The 15,993-nt window shown below is 66.6% G+C and carries 12 protein-coding genes; 4 read left to right on the forward strand and 8 right to left on the reverse strand.

Going from position 1 to position 15,993, the window contains the following annotated elements:
• Positions 1 to 30: 30 nt before the first annotated feature.
• Positions 31 to 855, forward strand: a complete 825-nt coding sequence (panC, locus tag EV678_RS15150; protein WP_130460106.1) for a pantoate--beta-alanine ligase — start codon at positions 31 to 33, stop codon at positions 853 to 855.
• Between the two features lie 90 nt (positions 856 to 945).
• Positions 946 to 1,314: an aspartate 1-decarboxylase gene (panD, locus tag EV678_RS15155; protein ID WP_268907599.1), complete on the forward strand. Its 369-nt coding sequence runs from the start codon at positions 946 to 948 to the stop codon at positions 1,312 to 1,314.
• Positions 1,315 to 1,527: 213 nt separating this feature from the next.
• Here the strand turns inward: panD and EV678_RS15160 are convergent, their stop codons facing one another.
• Genes EV678_RS15160 through EV678_RS15170 form a run of 3 tightly spaced genes read right to left on the reverse strand, consistent with a single transcriptional unit; the run spans position 1,528 to position 5,297 of the window.
• Positions 1,528 to 2,907 (reverse strand): NYN domain-containing protein, encoded by a 1,380-nt coding sequence (locus tag EV678_RS15160; RefSeq protein WP_130460107.1) that lies wholly within the window; start codon positions 2,905 to 2,907, stop codon positions 1,528 to 1,530.
• 48 nt (positions 2,908 to 2,955) lie between these two features.
• Entirely contained in the window at positions 2,956 to 4,134 is a 1,179-nt protein-coding gene (locus tag EV678_RS15165) for an ABC transporter permease (protein WP_014236563.1), read from the reverse strand.
• A 2-nt stretch (positions 4,135 to 4,136) separates the two neighbouring features.
• Positions 4,137 to 5,297: an ABC transporter permease gene (locus EV678_RS15170; protein ID WP_207222280.1), complete on the reverse strand. Its 1,161-nt coding sequence runs from the start codon at positions 5,295 to 5,297 to the stop codon at positions 4,137 to 4,139.
• Positions 5,298 to 5,376: 79 nt separating this feature from the next.
• Between EV678_RS15170 and EV678_RS15175 the strand changes: the two genes are divergently transcribed.
• Positions 5,377 to 5,973: a hypothetical protein gene (locus EV678_RS15175; protein ID WP_130460109.1), complete on the forward strand. Its 597-nt coding sequence runs from the start codon at positions 5,377 to 5,379 to the stop codon at positions 5,971 to 5,973.
• A 287-nt stretch (positions 5,974 to 6,260) separates the two neighbouring features.
• On the opposite strand, the gene EV678_RS15180 is transcribed toward EV678_RS15175, so the two are convergent.
• The 3 genes from EV678_RS15180 to adh all read right to left on the reverse strand — a co-directional run bounded on the left by EV678_RS15180 (position 6,261) and on the right by adh (position 11,638).
• Positions 6,261 to 7,757 (reverse strand): protein adenylyltransferase SelO, encoded by a 1,497-nt coding sequence (locus EV678_RS15180; protein WP_130460110.1) that lies wholly within the window; start codon positions 7,755 to 7,757, stop codon positions 6,261 to 6,263.
• Between the two features lie 159 nt (positions 7,758 to 7,916).
• Positions 7,917 to 9,917: an FIST N-terminal domain-containing protein gene (locus tag EV678_RS16570; RefSeq protein WP_130460111.1), complete on the reverse strand. Its 2,001-nt coding sequence runs from the start codon at positions 9,915 to 9,917 to the stop codon at positions 7,917 to 7,919.
• 200 nt (positions 9,918 to 10,117) lie between these two features.
• A complete protein-coding gene (gene adh / locus EV678_RS15190) occupies positions 10,118 to 11,638 on the reverse strand; it encodes an aldehyde dehydrogenase (RefSeq protein ID WP_130460112.1) in 1,521 nt (506 codons plus the stop codon).
• A gap of 300 nt (positions 11,639 to 11,938) precedes the next feature.
• Here adh and EV678_RS15195 point away from each other — a divergent pair, with 300 nt between their 5' ends.
• Positions 11,939 to 13,879 (forward strand): sigma-54-dependent Fis family transcriptional regulator, encoded by a 1,941-nt coding sequence (locus tag EV678_RS15195; RefSeq protein WP_130460113.1) that lies wholly within the window; start codon positions 11,939 to 11,941, stop codon positions 13,877 to 13,879.
• A 107-nt stretch (positions 13,880 to 13,986) separates the two neighbouring features.
• On the opposite strand, the gene EV678_RS15200 is transcribed toward EV678_RS15195, so the two are convergent.
• Positions 13,987 to 14,751 carry an ABC transporter ATP-binding protein gene (locus EV678_RS15200; protein WP_235832482.1) on the reverse strand — a complete coding sequence of 255 codons (765 nt, stop codon included), beginning with the start codon at positions 14,749 to 14,751 and terminating at the stop codon, positions 13,987 to 13,989.
• A 35-nt stretch (positions 14,752 to 14,786) separates the two neighbouring features.
• On the reverse strand, positions 14,787 to 15,956 hold the full coding sequence (locus tag EV678_RS15205) for an efflux RND transporter periplasmic adaptor subunit (protein WP_130460114.1): 1,170 nt from the start codon (positions 15,954 to 15,956) through the stop codon (positions 14,787 to 14,789).
• Positions 15,957 to 15,993 lie beyond the last annotated feature (37 nt).

Raw genomic sequence — 15,993 nt, forward strand, 5'->3', positions numbered from 1 at the left:
AGTACGGCCCGGCCATCAGGAGAAACAGCCATGCAGATCTTTTCCCGGGTCGACGACCTGCGCGCCGCCCTTGCCGGCAAACCCGAGGTGGTGTTCGTGCCCACCATGGGCAACCTGCACGAGGGCCACATTTCCCTCATGACCCAGGCCCGCCAGCACGGCCGGACCGTGGTCGCCAGCATTTTCGTCAATCGCCTGCAGTTCGGCCCCGGCGAGGACTTCGACAAGTACCCGCGCACCTTCGAGGCCGACTGCGCCAAGCTGGCAGCGGCGGGCGTGGACGTGCTGTTCGCCCCCACCGAAGCCGACCTCTACCCGGAACCCCAGACCTATCAGGTGGAGCCGCCGGAAATCCAGAACTGGCTCGAGGGCGAATTCCGCCCCGGCCACTTCCGCGGCGTTGCCACCGTGGTGCTGAAGCTGTTCAACATCGTCCAGCCCCAGACCGCCCTCTTCGGCAAGAAGGACTACCAGCAGCTGATGGTCCTGCGCAACATGGGGCGCCAGCTGGCCCTGCCCATCCGCATCCTGGGCGGCGAGACGGTTCGGGCCGAGGACGGCCTGGCCCTGTCCTCCCGCAACGGCTACCTGACCCCCGCCGAACGGGCCGAGGCACCGCGCCTGGCGCGGGAGCTGAACAGGCTGCGGGACGCCATCCGCGCCGGCAACCGGGACTACCCGGCCCTGGAGCGGGCCGCCATGGCCGCCCTTGACGCTGCCGGCTGGAAGGCGGACTATGTTGCGGTGCGGCAGCAAGCCGACCTCCAACTTCCCGGCAGTCCCGATGCACCCCTGGTGGTGCTGGCCGCCGCGCGCCTCGGCGTTACGCGACTCATTGATAATCTTGAGATTTAATTCAAAAACTGGGCGTTGACAGACGGCGGTGAGCCGTTAAAATGCCGTTCCCCTTACCTTTTGCCTACGGGTGAAGCCATGCAGAGAACCATGCTCAAGTCCAAGCTCCACCGGGTGACCACCACCCACTCGGAGCTGCATTACGAAGGCTCCTGTGCCATCGACCAGGACCTGCTGGACGCGGCCAATATCAAGGAATACGAACAGATCGACATCTGGAACGTGAACAATGGCGAGCGCTTCACCACCTACGCCATCCTGGCTGAACGCGGCTCCGGCGTCATTTCCGTCAACGGCTCCGCCGCCCGCAAGGCTGCGCCCGGCGACATCCTGATCATCGCCACCTTCGCCACCTACACCGAAGTGGAACTGGCCAAGCACGAACCCCAGCTGATCTACGTCGATTCCCAGAATCGCATTGCCCGCATCGGCAACAAGATTCCGGCCCAGGCCGCCTGAGACACCGGATTTTTACCCGGCCTTTCGGGTAAAAGAAGGTAAAAAAAAGCCGCGAGCAATCGCGGCTTTTTCTTTTGGGGCTGGTCCTGACCTGCATCGGCCAAGACATGGCGGAAGCGGGCGGCGCAAACCCAGAAGGGACGGGCCTCTTCAGGCAGGCCTGCCCGACAGGCCCATGGCGCCTGCCTGTGCGGCCATCCCCTTGATAGTGCCCTACTCGGCGGCGGCCTTCTTCGCCGGCCGCTTGGCCGGGGCGCGCCGGGTCTTGGGCTTGGCGGCGGCTTCGGCGGCAGCAGCAGGCGCTGCCTCCGCCTGGGGCGCAGCCTTGGCGGCGGCCTTGGGTTCGGACTTGGCCTTGGCCGGCGTCTTCTTGGCGGCTTCGATCTCCTGGGCGGCGGCCGTCTTGCGGGCCCGGGTACGGGCGCCGCTGCGGGCCCCGGAAGACTCGCCGCGGCCGGAAGGCTTCCTGGCCGCGGCCGGGCTGGCGGCGACCGCTTCGACTGCCGCCGGGGCGGTCACAGCGGGCGCTGCCACGGCTTCCACCACTACCGGAGCGGGGGCCGCTGCCGGGGCGGGGGCCTCGGCTGCCGCTTCCTGGACCCGGGGACCATCCTTCACGCCGTTTTCCTTGGCGCCGTCGCGGCCGCGGCCGCGCCGACGGTTGCCGCCGCGTCCTTCCCGGGCCGGCGCTTCCGCCATCTCGGCGGCCGGCGCCTGCGCTTCGGCAGGGCTTTCTTCCGGTTGCGTCACTTCCCGCACCGACACATTGCCCGGACGGGCTACGTAGGCGCCGGACTTCTCGTCCCGGCCAAAGGCCAGCAGGCCCCGGTTCTGGGCCTCTTCCAGCAGGTTGCCGAAGGCGCGGAAGCCGTAGTAGGACTCGTTGAAGCCCGGATTGCGGCGCTTGATCGCCTCCTTCAGCACCGAGGCCCACAGCTTCTCGGTGTCGCTGCGCTCGGCCATGAGGTCCTCGAAGGTGGCCATGGCCAGTTCGATGCCCTTGGCGCGGCGGGCATCCTGGTCGTCCTTGCGCTTCTTCTCGTCTTCCGGCGAACGGCGGGGCGCCGCCTCCTTGGCCGGGTCCTTGCGGTTGGCGGCGGCCCGCTTGGCCTCCCGGTCCCGCACCAGATCGTCGTAGAAAATGAATTCGTCGCAGTTGGCGATGAGCAGGTCCGAGGTGGACTGCTTCACACCGACGCCGATGACGTGCTTGGCGTTTTCCCGCAGCTTGGAGACCAGGGGCGAGAAGTCGGAATCGCCGGAGATGATGACGAAGGTGTCCACATGGGACTTGGTGTAGCAGAGGTCCAGGGCGTCCACCACCAGGCGGATGTCGGCGGAGTTTTTGCCGGACTGGCGCACGTGGGGGATTTCGATCAGCTCGAAGTTGGCCTCGTGCATGGTGGCCTTGAAGGTCTTGTAGCGCTCCCAGTCGCAGTAGGCCTTCTTGACCACGATGGAGCCTTTGACCAGCAGGCGCTCCAGCACCGGCTTGATGTCGAATTTTTCGTATTGGGCGTCGCGCACGCCCAGGGCGATGTTCTCGAAGTCGCAGAACAGGGCCATGCTGACGGTATCGGCAGGAGCTGCCATGGGTGTTTCTCCGTAAGGAATTGGATCAAGTATAAGGCCGGGGACCGCTCAGGCGGCGCGCAGGGCCTCGACGATGTTCATGCGGGCGGCCCGGAAGGCCGGCAGAAAACCGCCCAGCAGGCCCATGAGCAGGGCAAAGAGCAGGCTCTTGACGACGATGCCCGCATCGAGGGAAAAGGTGAAGGCCAGTTCGGCGAAGGACTGCCAGTTCATGGTGGAAATGGTGAACAGCTGCATGGTGGAGGCCAACAGCAGCCCCACCAGCCCGCCCAGCAGTGCCAGACCCAGGGATTCGGCGAGGAAGGCCAGCAGGATGGCCCGGCGGTTGAAGCCCAGGGCCCGCAGGGTGCCGATCTCGCCGGTGCGGTTGGCTACCGCAGCATACATGGTGATCATGGCACCGATGATGGCGCCGATGGAAAAAATCACCGACAGGGTGATGCCCAGGATGCTGATGAACTTGGACAGGGCCTCCGACTGGTCGGCGTAGAACTGGGCTTCCCGCTTGGCTTCCAGGGTCAGGCGCGGGTCGTCCTCGATGGCCGCCTTGACCGCGGCGAAGGCGCCCGGGTCGTTGAGGCGGAAGATCAGGGAAGAGAACACCGGCCGGCGGAAGGCCTGCATCAGCTGCTCCGCATCGCCCCACACCTCCGAATCGAAGCCGCTGCCGCCCGCATCGAAGACCCCCACCACCACCCAGTCCCGGGCGCCGAAGCGCATGGTTTCGCCCAGGCCGGCGCCGTTGAAGCGGCTGGCGATGGCCTGGCCAGTGACGATCTCGTTGGAGCCGGGGCGGAACGGCCGCCCCGCCACCAGGCGCACCTGGGGCCGCAGTTGCAGCCCCACCGGCGACAGGCCGCGGATGATGACGTTGGAAGGCTTGGCCGCCGCCCCCTCGGCCACCCGCTTATTGAGGGAGATCAGCACCACCGTCTCCTTCGACAGCATGCGCAGGCCGCCGGCCCCCAGAGCCACCTGGGGCAGGCTCTCGACGATGGCCGCCGGCCCCCGCTCGATGCCGCTCTGCACCTCGGTGCCGGAGGCCCGGCGGGTCACCACCACGTTGTCCGGGCTGCCCGTATCCACCAGGGTCTTCTTCAGCCCCGCATCCAGCATCAGCACCGTGGCGAAGACGAACACCACCAGGGCCATGCCGCCGGCGGTGAGGGCCGTGGTCAGCTTGCGTGCCGCCAGGTTGCGCAGGGAATAGGAAAGGGGAATGGCCATGGTCAAGCGACGCTGCGCAGCCCTTCGACGATCGGGATGCGGGCCGCCCGCCGGCTGGGGAACCAGGCGGCGATGAGGCCCACCCCCAAGGCGCAGGCGGCCTGCAGCAGCACCGTGGTGCCGGAGACGAAGAAAATGGGGAACAGGGTGCCCATGGCCTGGGCGAAGGCCGCCGCCGCGGGAAAGGTCAGGGCGATGCCGAGGCCGCCGCCGATGGCGGCGATGGCCACCGACTCGCCGAAGATCAGCCCCCGCACGAAGCCGGGGCCGAAGCCCAGGGCTTTCAGGGTGGCATATTCACTGGTGCGCTCCCGCACCGTCATGGCCATGGTGTTGGCCATCACCGCCAGGATGATGGCGATGACCACGTAGGAAACGATGCGGATGGCGACGACGATGGCCTCGGTCATGGAGACGAAGGAAAGCTGGAAGGCCTTCTCCGTCTCCGTCAGGGTTTCCGCCGCGCTGTTGCGGAATTCGGCATCGATGAGGCGCGACAGCTCCGCCGCCCGCCCCGGGTCGTCGATGGTCACCACATAGACCCCCACCTGGTTCTGCCGCCGCGGATAGCGCACCTTGGCCACCTCGTTCAGGTAGTCCCAGTGGAACAGCATCTGGGCCACATCCGTCTTGGCGTCCCGCCCGGTGTAGATGCCGCGGATGACGAACTCCCAGGTGCCGGGAAAGATGGTGCCCTTCAACTGCACCACATCCCCCACCTTGAAGCCGTACTGGGCTGCCAGCTTGCGCCCGACGATAGCTCCCTTGCGGTCCCGGGCGAAGGCGGTGCGCTCGTCGTCGCTGAGCAGGTACTCCGGGTACAGCTCCAGATAGTTGGGGTCCACCGCGAACTGGGGAAAGAAATTCTTCGGCTCCTTGTAGATGCCGCCGAACCAGTTGGCCGTGGTGATGGCCTTGACCCCGTCGATCTGCCGGATCTTCTGCTTGTAGGTCAAAGGCAAGGGAAAGACCAGGGAAATGGAATTGCGCGTCACCAGCCGGGCATTGGACGCCCCCTCCGCCCCGGCGTACCAGGCATCCACCACCGTGGACAACAGCCCGAAAGACAACACCGCCACCATCAACCCCACCAGGGTCAGCAAGGTGCGCAGCTTGTGCCGAAAGGCGTTGCGGAGGACGAGGTTGAGGAGGATGAAAAGCACGGGGGACTCCGGGAGATATTGCATTATAGGCGGAGCGGAGTTCCAGGCAGGTTATGGGAAGGGCTCGATGCATGGAGGCATGCAACTGGATCGTCATTCACCAACAACCACCGCTTACATGCTCTTAGAATATGGGCAACTATTTGAGCAACCTGGTCATCCCACACAACATATGCGAAAGCTACAAATTCGATTCTGGCTGATTGTCCTAGCGTGGTTCTTATATGGGCAGATGATTGCCGGTGGGCTCTCTGCAGGCTATCTCAACAATATTGGGGTCTATGCTTGGGAGGCTTTTGGGCAATACATTCCCTCGATAGCACGACTACATGAGTCTTATGAAGTATTGCCAAGACTTCATTCTTCGCTAATGTTGATGTCCATGCCTTTCTTATTCATCGCGCTTCTTCTCACCGATTTTGAAGGCTCTGTTGAAGGCGTTCGAAAGAAGGGCACAGAGGTGCCCGCAACCATCTTCATAATTCTCATGGGCAGTATGGTCTTCGTTGCAGGTTTCGGTGCTCGACGCTTCAACGGCAGCTTTTTCACCTTCTCAATTGGTGCATCTTTCCTGACTGCAGTCTCAGCATATTGCTTCCGTGCTGCTTACTGCATCGTGTTTCAGTCACCGCACAGACCAAGCCATCAAGAATCACCAGGGCGACCAGGGCAATAGGGATCTCCTATGAGAAAAGCTCTTCTCGAATACCTCGGGGCACTAAGCGCCATCGGTGGCATAACGCTATTGCTGTTTTCCTTTGTCCGACGCAAGGATATTCGGGACTTTCTGTGGTCATTTCTACTGCATGGAAAAATCTCACAGGATTGGGATGCTGCTGTGTTCCTGGCGCTCGGGGGATGCTTAACCGCCTTTGCTGTCTATTCGGGAGTATTGGGACCCCACCGTGATGGCAGAAAAAGTTGAATCGCCATCACCAGAAGCCATCAACCCAAAACCAGAGATCACGTCCCGCAAAACGTCTGAAACGTCCGCATGAATTCCCGGGGTGCCGGTTCGGCCAGGTCGGCGTGGCGGGGCTGTTCCCGGCAGGGCTCGGCCAGGGCGCCGAGCAAATGGTGGAAGGGGGCGAGATCGCCCTGCTCGGCGGCATCGAGGGCCGCTTCCACCTGGTGATTGCGGGGAATGAGCCAGGGGTTGTGCCGGGCCATGGCGGCGGCCCGGGCGGCCCCGGCCACGCCGGCGTTGCTCCCCTCCCCGTCGGCGGCGGTGCACTGCCGGCGCCAGCGTTGCAGCCAGGCTGCGAGGGCGGCGCCATCGGCGAACAGCGTTCTTAGCCGCTCCTCCCGGCCTTCGGCTGCTTCCCCCAGATAACGCCAGGCCAGGGTGAAATCCACGGACTGGGCCTGCAGCAGGACCAGCCAGTCGGCGCCCAGAGCCTCGGCCTCCGCCCCGCTGTCAGGCAGGCCCAGCTTGGCTTTCAGGGCGGCCTGCCAATGCTCCTGGTAGCGGGCGGGGAAGGCTTCGATGATGGCCGTGGCCCGCGCCACGGCCCTTTCGGTGTCGGCATCGATGAGGGGCAGCAGGGTTTCGGCGAAGCGGGCCAGGTTCCAGGCGGCAATGTCCGCTTGCTGGTCGTAGGCGTAGCGGCCCTGGCGGTCGATGGAGCTGAACACTGCCCCCGGATCGTAGGCTTCCATGAAGGCGCAGGGGCCGTAGTCGATGGTTTCGCCGGCGAGGCTCATGTTGTCCGTGTTCATGACGCCGTGGATGAAGCCCACCGCCATCCACCGGGCCACCAGGGCGGCCTGGCGCTCGGCCACGGCCCGCAGCAACTCCAGATACCCATTCTCCGCCCCGGCCAGTTCCGGGTAGTGGCGGGCTATGGTGTAGTCGGCCAGTTGCCGCACCTGGGCCGGGCCGGCGTGGGCGGCAAAGAACTGGAAGGTACCGACCCGCAGATGGCTGTCCGCCACCCGGGTGAGGACGGCGCCGGGCAGGGGACGCTGCCGCCGCACCGGCTCGCCGGTGGCCACCACGGCCAAGGCCCGGGTGCTGGGAATGCCCAGGGCGTGCATGGCTTCGCCGGTCAGCACCTCCCGCAGCATGGGGCCCACGGCGGCCTTGCCGTCGCCGCTGCGGGAGAAGGGGGTTCGACCCGAGCCCTTGAAGGCGATGTCGCGGCGGCGGCCCTGGCCGTCGATCACCTCCCCCAGCAAAAGGGCCCGGCCATCGCCCAGCTGGGGCGAGAACTGGCCGAACTGGTGGCCGGCGTAGGCCTGGGCGATGGGGCTGGCGCCCTCCGGCAGGGCGTTGCCGGAGAACAGGGCGGCCAGCTGATCCGGCGTGGCCTCCGCCAGGGGCAGGCCCAGTTCCCGGGCCAGACCGGGGTTGAAGTGCAGCAGCCGGGGGGCCGGAACGGTGGCAGGCTGCCAGGGCACGGCGAAGCCGGGCAGGTCCCGGGCGTAGCTGTTGTCGAAGGGAAAACTAAAGTCGGGCATGGCGGAAACTCGGGCGCCCGGCGAAAGTAGGGAGAGGTACGCCCCGGGGCAGGCCGGGGCGTCGGCATCAGGCGAAGAATCCGGGGCGCCGCAGGTAGAGTGCGGCCCCCGGGAAAAGTTTCCACCCGCCATCCACGGCAAGGCTGCGCTGCTGTCGGCTCAGGGAATCAACCCCTTGAGGGCATCGGCCACGCTACGGGTATGCTGGGCGGCCGTATCGGACTCGGCACTAATGGCCGAAAGGCTGGTGAGAATGGGGGCGAGGCGGGCAACATCGCCGGAATTGAGTTCAATGGATTGCGCCACATCGCCGATATCCTTGGCCAGCCGGTCCACTTCCACCCCAATCTCGTCGGCGCTGAGGCGGGACTTCTCGGCCAGCTTGCGCACTTCGTCCGCCACCACGGCAAAACCGCGGCCCTGTTCGCCAGCCCGGGCAGCTTCGATGGCGGCATTGAGGGCCAGCAGGTTGGTCTGGTCGGCAATCTGCTGGATCAGTTCCACCACGCTGCGAATATGGCTGCCGGCCTCGGCCAGATCCCGGGCGCTGGATGCCACGCGCAGGGATTCGGCAGAGAGCCGCTCCACCATGTCTTCCGCTTCGCCCACCACACGCCGCTGCTCGCCAACACTACGGGACAACTGCTCTACCGAGCCGTAGAGATCATCGGCACTGGAGCTGAGATGGGCAGAAGTCTCTTCCTGCTGGGTTCGGGCCTGGCACAACTGGACTCCCAGGGCATTGAGGCCGGACACCACTTCGGCAAAACCGCCGGTGAATTGGCTGGGATCGTACTGGCTGTCGAAGAGGCCGCTCTCGTAGTCGGCCACCTGCCGCACCACGGCCCGGGACAAGCCGGAGTATTCGGCAATGCGCCGACGCAGGAAGAATGCCTTGAACTCCCCGTAACGCACGGGGAAATCATCCACATAGGGATCGCGAAAGCGTTCGCCAGCCGCCACCCGGAAGAAGAATACGGCCGTCAGGGTCTGGTTGAGGTTGAGGCCGAGGATTTCGCCGAAAGTGGAAAAACCGGCTACCGGCACGCCATCCATGACCCGGGCCATGGCGCCCAGCTCCCGGCTGTTGTTGAGGCGGCGCAGGATGCAGTCGTTGAGGATGCCGGCGACGGGCCGCCCTGGCTTGCCCTGGAGAAAAGTCTGGAAGTCCCGGCTGGTCTGCTCCACCAGACTGGTGCGGCGTACCAGTTGCAGTTCTTCACCAGGCGCCACGTCGCAGAAAAAGCGCACTTCGTTGGCAGCCGGATCGATGGCGGAAACAGAACGCACGAACAGGTCGTTGCCCACCCGGATAGCAAAGGAATAGTCCGCCAGCTTGGCTTCCAGATCCCCGGGAGAGCACCCCAGGGCACCGCACAGGGCCTCGATGAAGGGCACGATGCGCCCGTTCTGGTCCAGCACCGAGGCAATGGCCCGACGCTCCACCGATGCCTTGAACACATGGAAACTGCGCCCTGCCGTCTCGAAATTCTGGCTCTTGAAGACCCCGAAGCGCACCTCCGGCGCCAGCTTCATGAAGGCGATGAGGGCATGGTTCTCCAGGCGTTGCTTGCCGTCGTGGATCCAGGTGTGATCGAAAGTCAGCTTGCCGCCGGCGGAGCCGCCCACGAACAGACAGGGAAAGCGCCCCGACTCGTACAGGGCTTCCATGAAGAAGGATTCGGAATTGGACAGGCCGTCCAGCAGCACATAGGCCAGGGTGTCCCGGTAATCGATATCCAGATCCACCGATACCCGCCCGAGGGCTGCCGCCATGCGCGCCACCCGCTCACTCGCCGACAGGGCGATGCTACCGGAGCGCAGATCCTCCGACCCCAGAGGCACCGCCACCACCTGGGCCCGCGCCACCAGGGACTCGTCGAACAGCTGGACCACCACCCGATCCCAGCTGTTGCCGGTGTCGCAATAGAGGCCGCCGCTGCCGCTGCACAGTTCGCCGCTGGTGGAGCACAGGGATAGAGGCGTAGACGGGTAGCGGCAGCGCAGCACCTGGGCCACGGCATCGATATCCGCATGGGGAGAGACAAAGCCAAGCACCAGGGTCGGTGCGACATTTTCCCGCTCCAGCAGGCCGGCCAGTTCGCTGCTGCGACCGACCAACGTCACCACACCGGGAAGCTTGCGACGTAGCTTAAACATGAGAACCCCCAATCAACTTTTTATGTTCAGCGGGCAGTCGGCCTCTTTTGTCCCATGTCGGGCACGCTCACGCCCATCAGGGTTTCATTGTATGCCGTTCGCTTCGGCGTGGAACCTGCCCCCCCCCAGGCGGATGGCCTCCCCCATAAAAAAAGGGCGCAGCCCGCACCGGCCGCGCCCCTGCCAAGGGAGGAGACGTTTTAGAAGAAGCCCAACGCCTTGGGGCTGTAGCTCACCAGCAGGTTCTTGGTCTGCTGATAGTGGTCCAGCATCATCTTGTGGGTCTCGCGGCCGATGCCCGATTCCTTGTAACCGCCGAAGGTGGCGTGGGCCGGGTAGGCGTGGTAGCAGTTGGTCCACACCCGGCCGGCCTTGATGCCGCGGCCCATGCGGTAGGCGGTGTTGCCGTCCCGGCTCCACACCCCGGCGCCAAGGCCGTAGGGGGTGTCGTTGGCGATTTCCAGGGCTTCGGCTTCAGTCTTGAAGGTGGTCACGGCCAGCACCGGGCCGAAGATTTCCTCCTGGAAGATGCGCATCTTGTTGTGGCCCTTGAACAGCGTCGGCTGGATGTAATACCCCTCGGCCAGTTCGCCACCGAGGCGGGCCCGGTCGCCGCCCACCAGGCATTGGGCGCCCTCTTCCTTGCCGATGGCCAGGTAGGACATGATCTTGTCCATCTGCATCTGGGAGGCCTGGGCGCCCATCATGGAGTCGGTGTCGAGGGGGCTGCCCTGCTTGATGGCCTTGACCCGGGCCAGCACCCGTTCCATGAAGTGGTCGTAGATGGATTCGTGGATCAGGGCCCGGCTGGGGCAGGTGCACACTTCGCCCTGGTTGAAGGCGAACAGCACCAGGCCTTCGATGGCCTTGTCGAAGAAGTCGTCGTCGGCGGCGGCCACGTCGGCGAAGAAGATGTTGGGGGACTTGCCGCCCAGTTCCAGGGTGGCGGGAATGAGGCTGTTGGCGGCAGCCTGGGCGATGACCCGGCCGGTGGCGGTGGAGCCGGTGAAGGCGATCTTGGCGATGCGCTTGCTGGAAGCCAGGGCCATGCCGGCGTCGCGGCCGTAGCCGTTGACGATGTTGAGCACGCCCGGGGGCAGCAGGTCGGCGATCAGCTCGGCCAGCACCAGGATGCTGATGGGGGTGGATTCGGCGGGCTTCAAGACCACGCAGTTGCCGGCGCCCAGGGCCGGGGCCAGCTTCCAGGCGGCCATCAGGATGGGGAAGTTCCACGGGATGATCTGGCCCACCACGCCGAGGGGTTCGTGGAAGTGGTAGGCGATGGTGTTCTCGTCGATCTCGCTGATGGTGCCTTCCTGGGAACGCAGACAGCCGGCGAAGTAGCGGAAGTGGTCGGCGGCCAGGGGAATGTCGGCGTTGAGGGTTTCGCGGATGGCTTTGCCGTTATCCACCGTCTCCACATAGGCCAGCATTTCCAGGTTGGCCTCGATGCGGTCGGCGATCTTCAGCAGGATGTTGGAGCGTTCGGTGGCGGAGGTCTTGCCCCACTTGTCGGCGGCGGCGTGGGCGGCATCCAGGGCCAGCTCGATATCCTCGGCGCCGGATTGGGCGGCCTGGGTATAGGGCTTGCCGGTGATGGGGGTGATGACGTCGAAGTACTGGCCCTTGACCGGGGCCACCCACTTGCCGCCGATGAAGTTGTCGTAGCGGGCCTTGTACTGGTGTTTGGCGCCAGCGCTGCCGGGGGTCGCGTAAAGCATGGTGTCTCCTTCCGTTTTTATGGGGATCGAACAGGGCTCCAGAAAGGGAGCCCGGCTTCTCCTTATCAAGGGCCGTGCCAGCGCCGTCACCCAAGCCCAAGCCATTGATTCCTATGGCACCACACCCTGCCGCCGGCGGCGGCCGCCGCCCCGTGGCACGTCCCGTCCCGGCACAGCTGTACCAAAATGACACACCCGGCCGGACACTTCCGGGGAAAGCATTGCACCGGGGAAACAGAGGGCTATACTCGCCGGACCACACCATCCGACCCGTCAGAGGCCGGAGCGAAGGAGACATTGATGAACCATCCGCACCCGCGGGCTGGCGCTCCCTTGCTGCGCCAGGCCCGACGCCTGTTTCTCGAGCAGGGCGAGCTTCCCCCCGGCCTGGTGGACGAGCGCCTGCTGCGCTCCTGGCACCGCAGTCGCGGCGCCGGCCTGGAGCCGGTGGGCCGCAACCCGGAAACGCCGCGCCTCTCCGAACAGCACCTGCGCCAGGCCCTGGAGCGCCACCAGGAATTCGTCGCCCACGCCGAGCCGGTCATGGAATACCTCTACGCCCAGGTCCAGGCCTCCCACAGCATGGTGGTGCTGGCCGACAACCGGGGCCTGCTGGTGCATGCCCTGGGGGACCCGGACTTCCTCGGCAAAGCCGAGCGGGTGGCCCTGGCCCCCGGCGCCTCCTGGCACGAACAGCACCGGGGCACCAACGCCATCGGCACCGCCCTGGCCGAAGGTGCGGCGGTGGAAATCCACGGTGCCGAGCACTTCCTCGAACGCAACACCTTCCTCACCTGCGCCGCCGCCCCCATCCTCGATCCGTCCGGCAAGCTCCTCGGCGCCCTGGACATCTCCGGCGACCACCGCAGCCACCACCCCCACACCCAGGGCCTGGTGCGCACCGCCGCCCAGATGATCGAAAACCGGCTGCTGCTCTCCCGCCACCGCCGCCACATCCGCCTGCACCTGCATCCCCGGGCCGAAGGCATCGGCACCGTGGCCGAAGGGGTGCTGGCCCTCTCGGAAGACGGCTGGATCGTCGGCGCCAACCGGGCCGCCCTGGCCATGCTCGGTCTGCAGCCGGCGGACCTGGGGGCGACGCCCCTGGAGCGGGTGCTGGACAGCCGCAGCGAGGACCTGCTCGACTGGGGCCGGCGCCAGGGCCAGCAGGCCCTGCTGGTAAACACCCGGCGCGGCGGCAGGCTGTTCCTGCAGATCCACGCCGGCAAGGCGCCCATCCCCGTCGGCACTGCCGCACAGAGCACCCCTCCCCAAGACGCCCTGGCCGCGCTGGATACGGGCGATGCCCGGCTGAAAGTGGCTCTGGACAAGGCCCGCAAGGTGGCAGGCAAACCCATTCCCCTCCTGCTCCACGGCGAATCCGGGGTCGGCAAGGAACTGCTGGCCCAGGCCATCCACCGCAGCAGCCCCCACCGGGAGGGCCCCTTCGTCGCCGTGAACTGCGCCGCCCTGCCGGAAAACCTGATCGAGGCCGAACTCTTCGGCTACGCCCCCGGCGCCTTCAGCGGCGCCCGCAAGGAAGGCAGCCCCGGCCGCCTGCGCGAAGCCCACGGCGGCACCCTGTTCCTGGACGAGATCGGCGACATGCCCCTCAACCTGCAGAGCCGCCTGCTGCGGGTGCTGCAGGAACGCCAGGTGACGCCCCTGGGCAGCGGCAAGCCGGTAGCGGTGGATTTCGCCCTGGTCTGCGCCACCCACAGGCCCCTGCGCCAGGAGGTGGAAGCGGGCCGCTTCCGCGCCGACCTGTATTACCGCCTCAACGGCCTCACCCTGACCCTGCCGGCCCTGCGCGAACGCAGCGACTTCTCCGCCCTGGTGGCACGGCTGCTGGCGGAAATGGCCCCCGGGCGGAGCCTGGCCCTGGCCCCGGCGGTGGCCCGGGCCTTCGCCGACTACGCCTGGCCGGGCAACCTGCGCCAGCTGGCCAACGCCCTGCGCACCGCCACCGCCCTGCTCGAGGCGGACGAGGAATGCATCGACTGGTCCCACCTGCCGGACGACCTGGCGGAGGAACTGCAGCAGCGCCCCCTTGCCGCCGACGCCGCCGCGACGATGGAGCAGCCGGCGCCGGACCGGCTGCAGGAAGTTTCCCGCCTGGCCATCCAGCGGGCCGTGGCCGCGGCCCGGGGCAATCTGTCGGAAGCGGCACGGCGCCTGGGCATCAGCCGCAATACCCTGTACCGCAAGCTGAAGGCCGGCGCCACGGGGGACGCATCGTAGACGCCCAAGACGGCCGGCCTGACACCCAATAAGGACGGGCCTGTGCGGCATGGCATGCCGGACAGGCCCGTTTTCATTGGTTCCCGGGGCAGGCCCTGGTGCGGGGATCAGCGCGGACGGATTTCCTGGCGGGCGGAGAGTTCGCCCTTTTCCAGATGCATGATGGCGTGGGCCGATTCCGCCGCCCGCTGGTCGTGGGTGACCATGACGATGGTTTTGCCCAGCTCGTCATTGAGGCGCTGCAGGAGGTGCAGGATGTCGCCGGCCGACTCCCGGTCCAGGTCGCCGGTGGGTTCGTCGGCCACGATCAGGGTGGGGTCGGTGATGAGGGCCCGGGCGATGGCCACCCGCTGCTGCTGGCCGCCGGAAAGCTCGTTGGGCGTGTGGTCCATGCGGTCCGCCAGGCCCACCATGGAAAGGGCCAGTTCGGCCCGCTCCCGCCGCTCGGCCTTGCCGAGGTTTTTCAGCAGCAGGGGCAGTTCCACGTTTTCCAGGGCGGTCAGCACCGGCATCAGGTTGTAGAACTGGAAGATGAAGCCCACGTTTTCCGCCCGCCAGGCCGCCAGTTCGGCCTCCTCCAGGGCGGCGATGTCCTGGCCGGCGACGCTGAGGGTGCCGGAGTCGGGCCGGTCGATGCCGGCGATGAGATTGAGCAGGGTGCTCTTGCCGGAACCGGACGGCCCCATCAGGGCCAGGAACTCGCCGGCGGCGATGTTGAAGCTGATGCGCTCCAGCACCGGCACCACCTGCTGGCCCCGGCGGTAGCTCTTGGAAAGGTTGTCGAGGACGATCAGGGGCGCCGCGGGGGTGCCGCTGCCAGTGTCATCTGTCCCGGCACCCAGTCCGGCTTGATGGCCGACAGCGTTCAGCACGCTGCCCGCGGCGGCGCTTCCGTCCACCGCGCCGCTCACTTGCTCACCACCTTGACCCGGTCCCCGTCCCCCAGGCGCTCGCCGGGACGGGCCACCACCTTGGCTCCCGGCTGCAACGCCGGGTTAGCGCTCACTTCCAGCAGATCGTTGATCTGGCGGCCCACCGTCACCGCCACCCGCTTCGCTTTGCCGGCCTCGACCAGGAACAGGGACTTGCCGTCGGCCGCCAGGGCATCCTTGTGCACCGCCACCAGGGGCTGGCGCTCACCGTCGCCCATGGGCTTTTCCAGGAAGGCCACCTTGGCGCTCATTTCCGGCAGGATGCGCTCGTCCCGGTCCACGAAACGCACCTTGGTCATGACCGTGGCCTTGGAGCGATCCACCGTCGGCACCAGGCGGCTCACCTCGCCGCGGAAGCGCAACTCGGGAAAGGCGTCGAGCTGGATTTCGCAGGGCTGGCCCACCTTGATCCTGGCCAGGTTGGATTCGGCCACGTCGGCTTCCACCTCCAGGCTGTCCATGTCGGCCATGGTCACCACTGCGCCCTTGCTTTCCAGGGCCGAGGAGAAGGGGGTGATGACGTCGCCGATGTTGGCGGTCTTGGTCAGCACCACGCCGTCGAAGGGGGCGCGGATGAGGGTCTGCTCCACCCCCACCTGGGCCGCCCGCAGATTGGCCTGGGCCACCGCCACGGCGGCGGCGGCCTTGTCGAAGCGGGCCTGGGCCGTATCCAGGGAGGAGCCGGAGACGAACTTCTTCTGGGCCAGGTCCTTCGCCCGCTCCAGGGCGGCCCGGGCGTCCTTCAGTTCGGCCTGGGCCGACAGCACGCCGGCACCGGCCTGATCGGCCTGGGCCTGCACGTCCTTGTTCTCCAGCCGGGCCAGCACCTCGCCGGCCTTGACCCGGCTGCCTTCCAGCACTCCCAGCCATTCCAGGCGACCGGTGGCCTTGGAGGCGACGGAGGCCTTGCGGCTGGCCACCACGTAGCCGGCCGCATTGAGCAGGGTGACGCCCTGGTAGGGATAGGCGGTGGTGACGGAGACCGTCTCCACCTCGGTCTCGCGCCGGGAGAGGGAGGCCAGCAGCAGGCCGCCCAGCACGAGGACAGCGGCGCCGATGAGCCAGGTGCGGCGGCGGGAGCGGGGCGCGGCCGGGGCGGCAGGCCCCCGTTTGAGGCTGAGGCGGGAGAGATCGGGCTTGGACATGGCAGTGGGGGGAGTCGGGATTCCGGGCTGTCGGCAG

The sequence above is a fragment of the Azospira oryzae genome (assembly GCF_004217225.1).
Classification (GTDB): domain Bacteria; phylum Pseudomonadota; class Gammaproteobacteria; order Burkholderiales; family Rhodocyclaceae; genus Azospira; species Azospira oryzae.

Excerpts from the sequence above, each read along its gene's own strand:
- panC (WP_130460106.1), top strand. The coding sequence starts at position 31 with ATGCAGATCTTTTCCCGGGTCGACGACCTGCGCGCCGCCCTTGCCGGC.
- panD (WP_268907599.1), top strand. The coding sequence starts at position 946 with ATGCTCAAGTCCAAGCTCCACCGGGTGACCACCACCCACTCGGAGCTG.
- EV678_RS15160 (WP_130460107.1), bottom strand. The coding sequence starts at position 2,907 with ATGGCAGCTCCTGCCGATACCGTCAGCATGGCCCTGTTCTGCGACTTC.
- EV678_RS15165 (WP_014236563.1), bottom strand. The coding sequence starts at position 4,134 with ATGGCCATTCCCCTTTCCTATTCCCTGCGCAACCTGGCGGCACGCAAG.
- EV678_RS15175 (WP_130460109.1), top strand. The coding sequence starts at position 5,377 with ATGCAACTGGATCGTCATTCACCAACAACCACCGCTTACATGCTCTTA.
- EV678_RS15180 (WP_130460110.1), bottom strand. The coding sequence starts at position 7,757 with ATGCCCGACTTTAGTTTTCCCTTCGACAACAGCTACGCCCGGGACCTG.
- EV678_RS16570 (WP_130460111.1), bottom strand. The coding sequence starts at position 9,917 with ATGTTTAAGCTACGTCGCAAGCTTCCCGGTGTGGTGACGTTGGTCGGT.
- adh (WP_130460112.1), bottom strand. The coding sequence starts at position 11,638 with ATGCTTTACGCGACCCCCGGCAGCGCTGGCGCCAAACACCAGTACAAG.
- EV678_RS15195 (WP_130460113.1), top strand. The coding sequence starts at position 11,939 with ATGAACCATCCGCACCCGCGGGCTGGCGCTCCCTTGCTGCGCCAGGCC.
- EV678_RS15205 (WP_130460114.1), bottom strand. The coding sequence starts at position 15,956 with ATGTCCAAGCCCGATCTCTCCCGCCTCAGCCTCAAACGGGGGCCTGCC.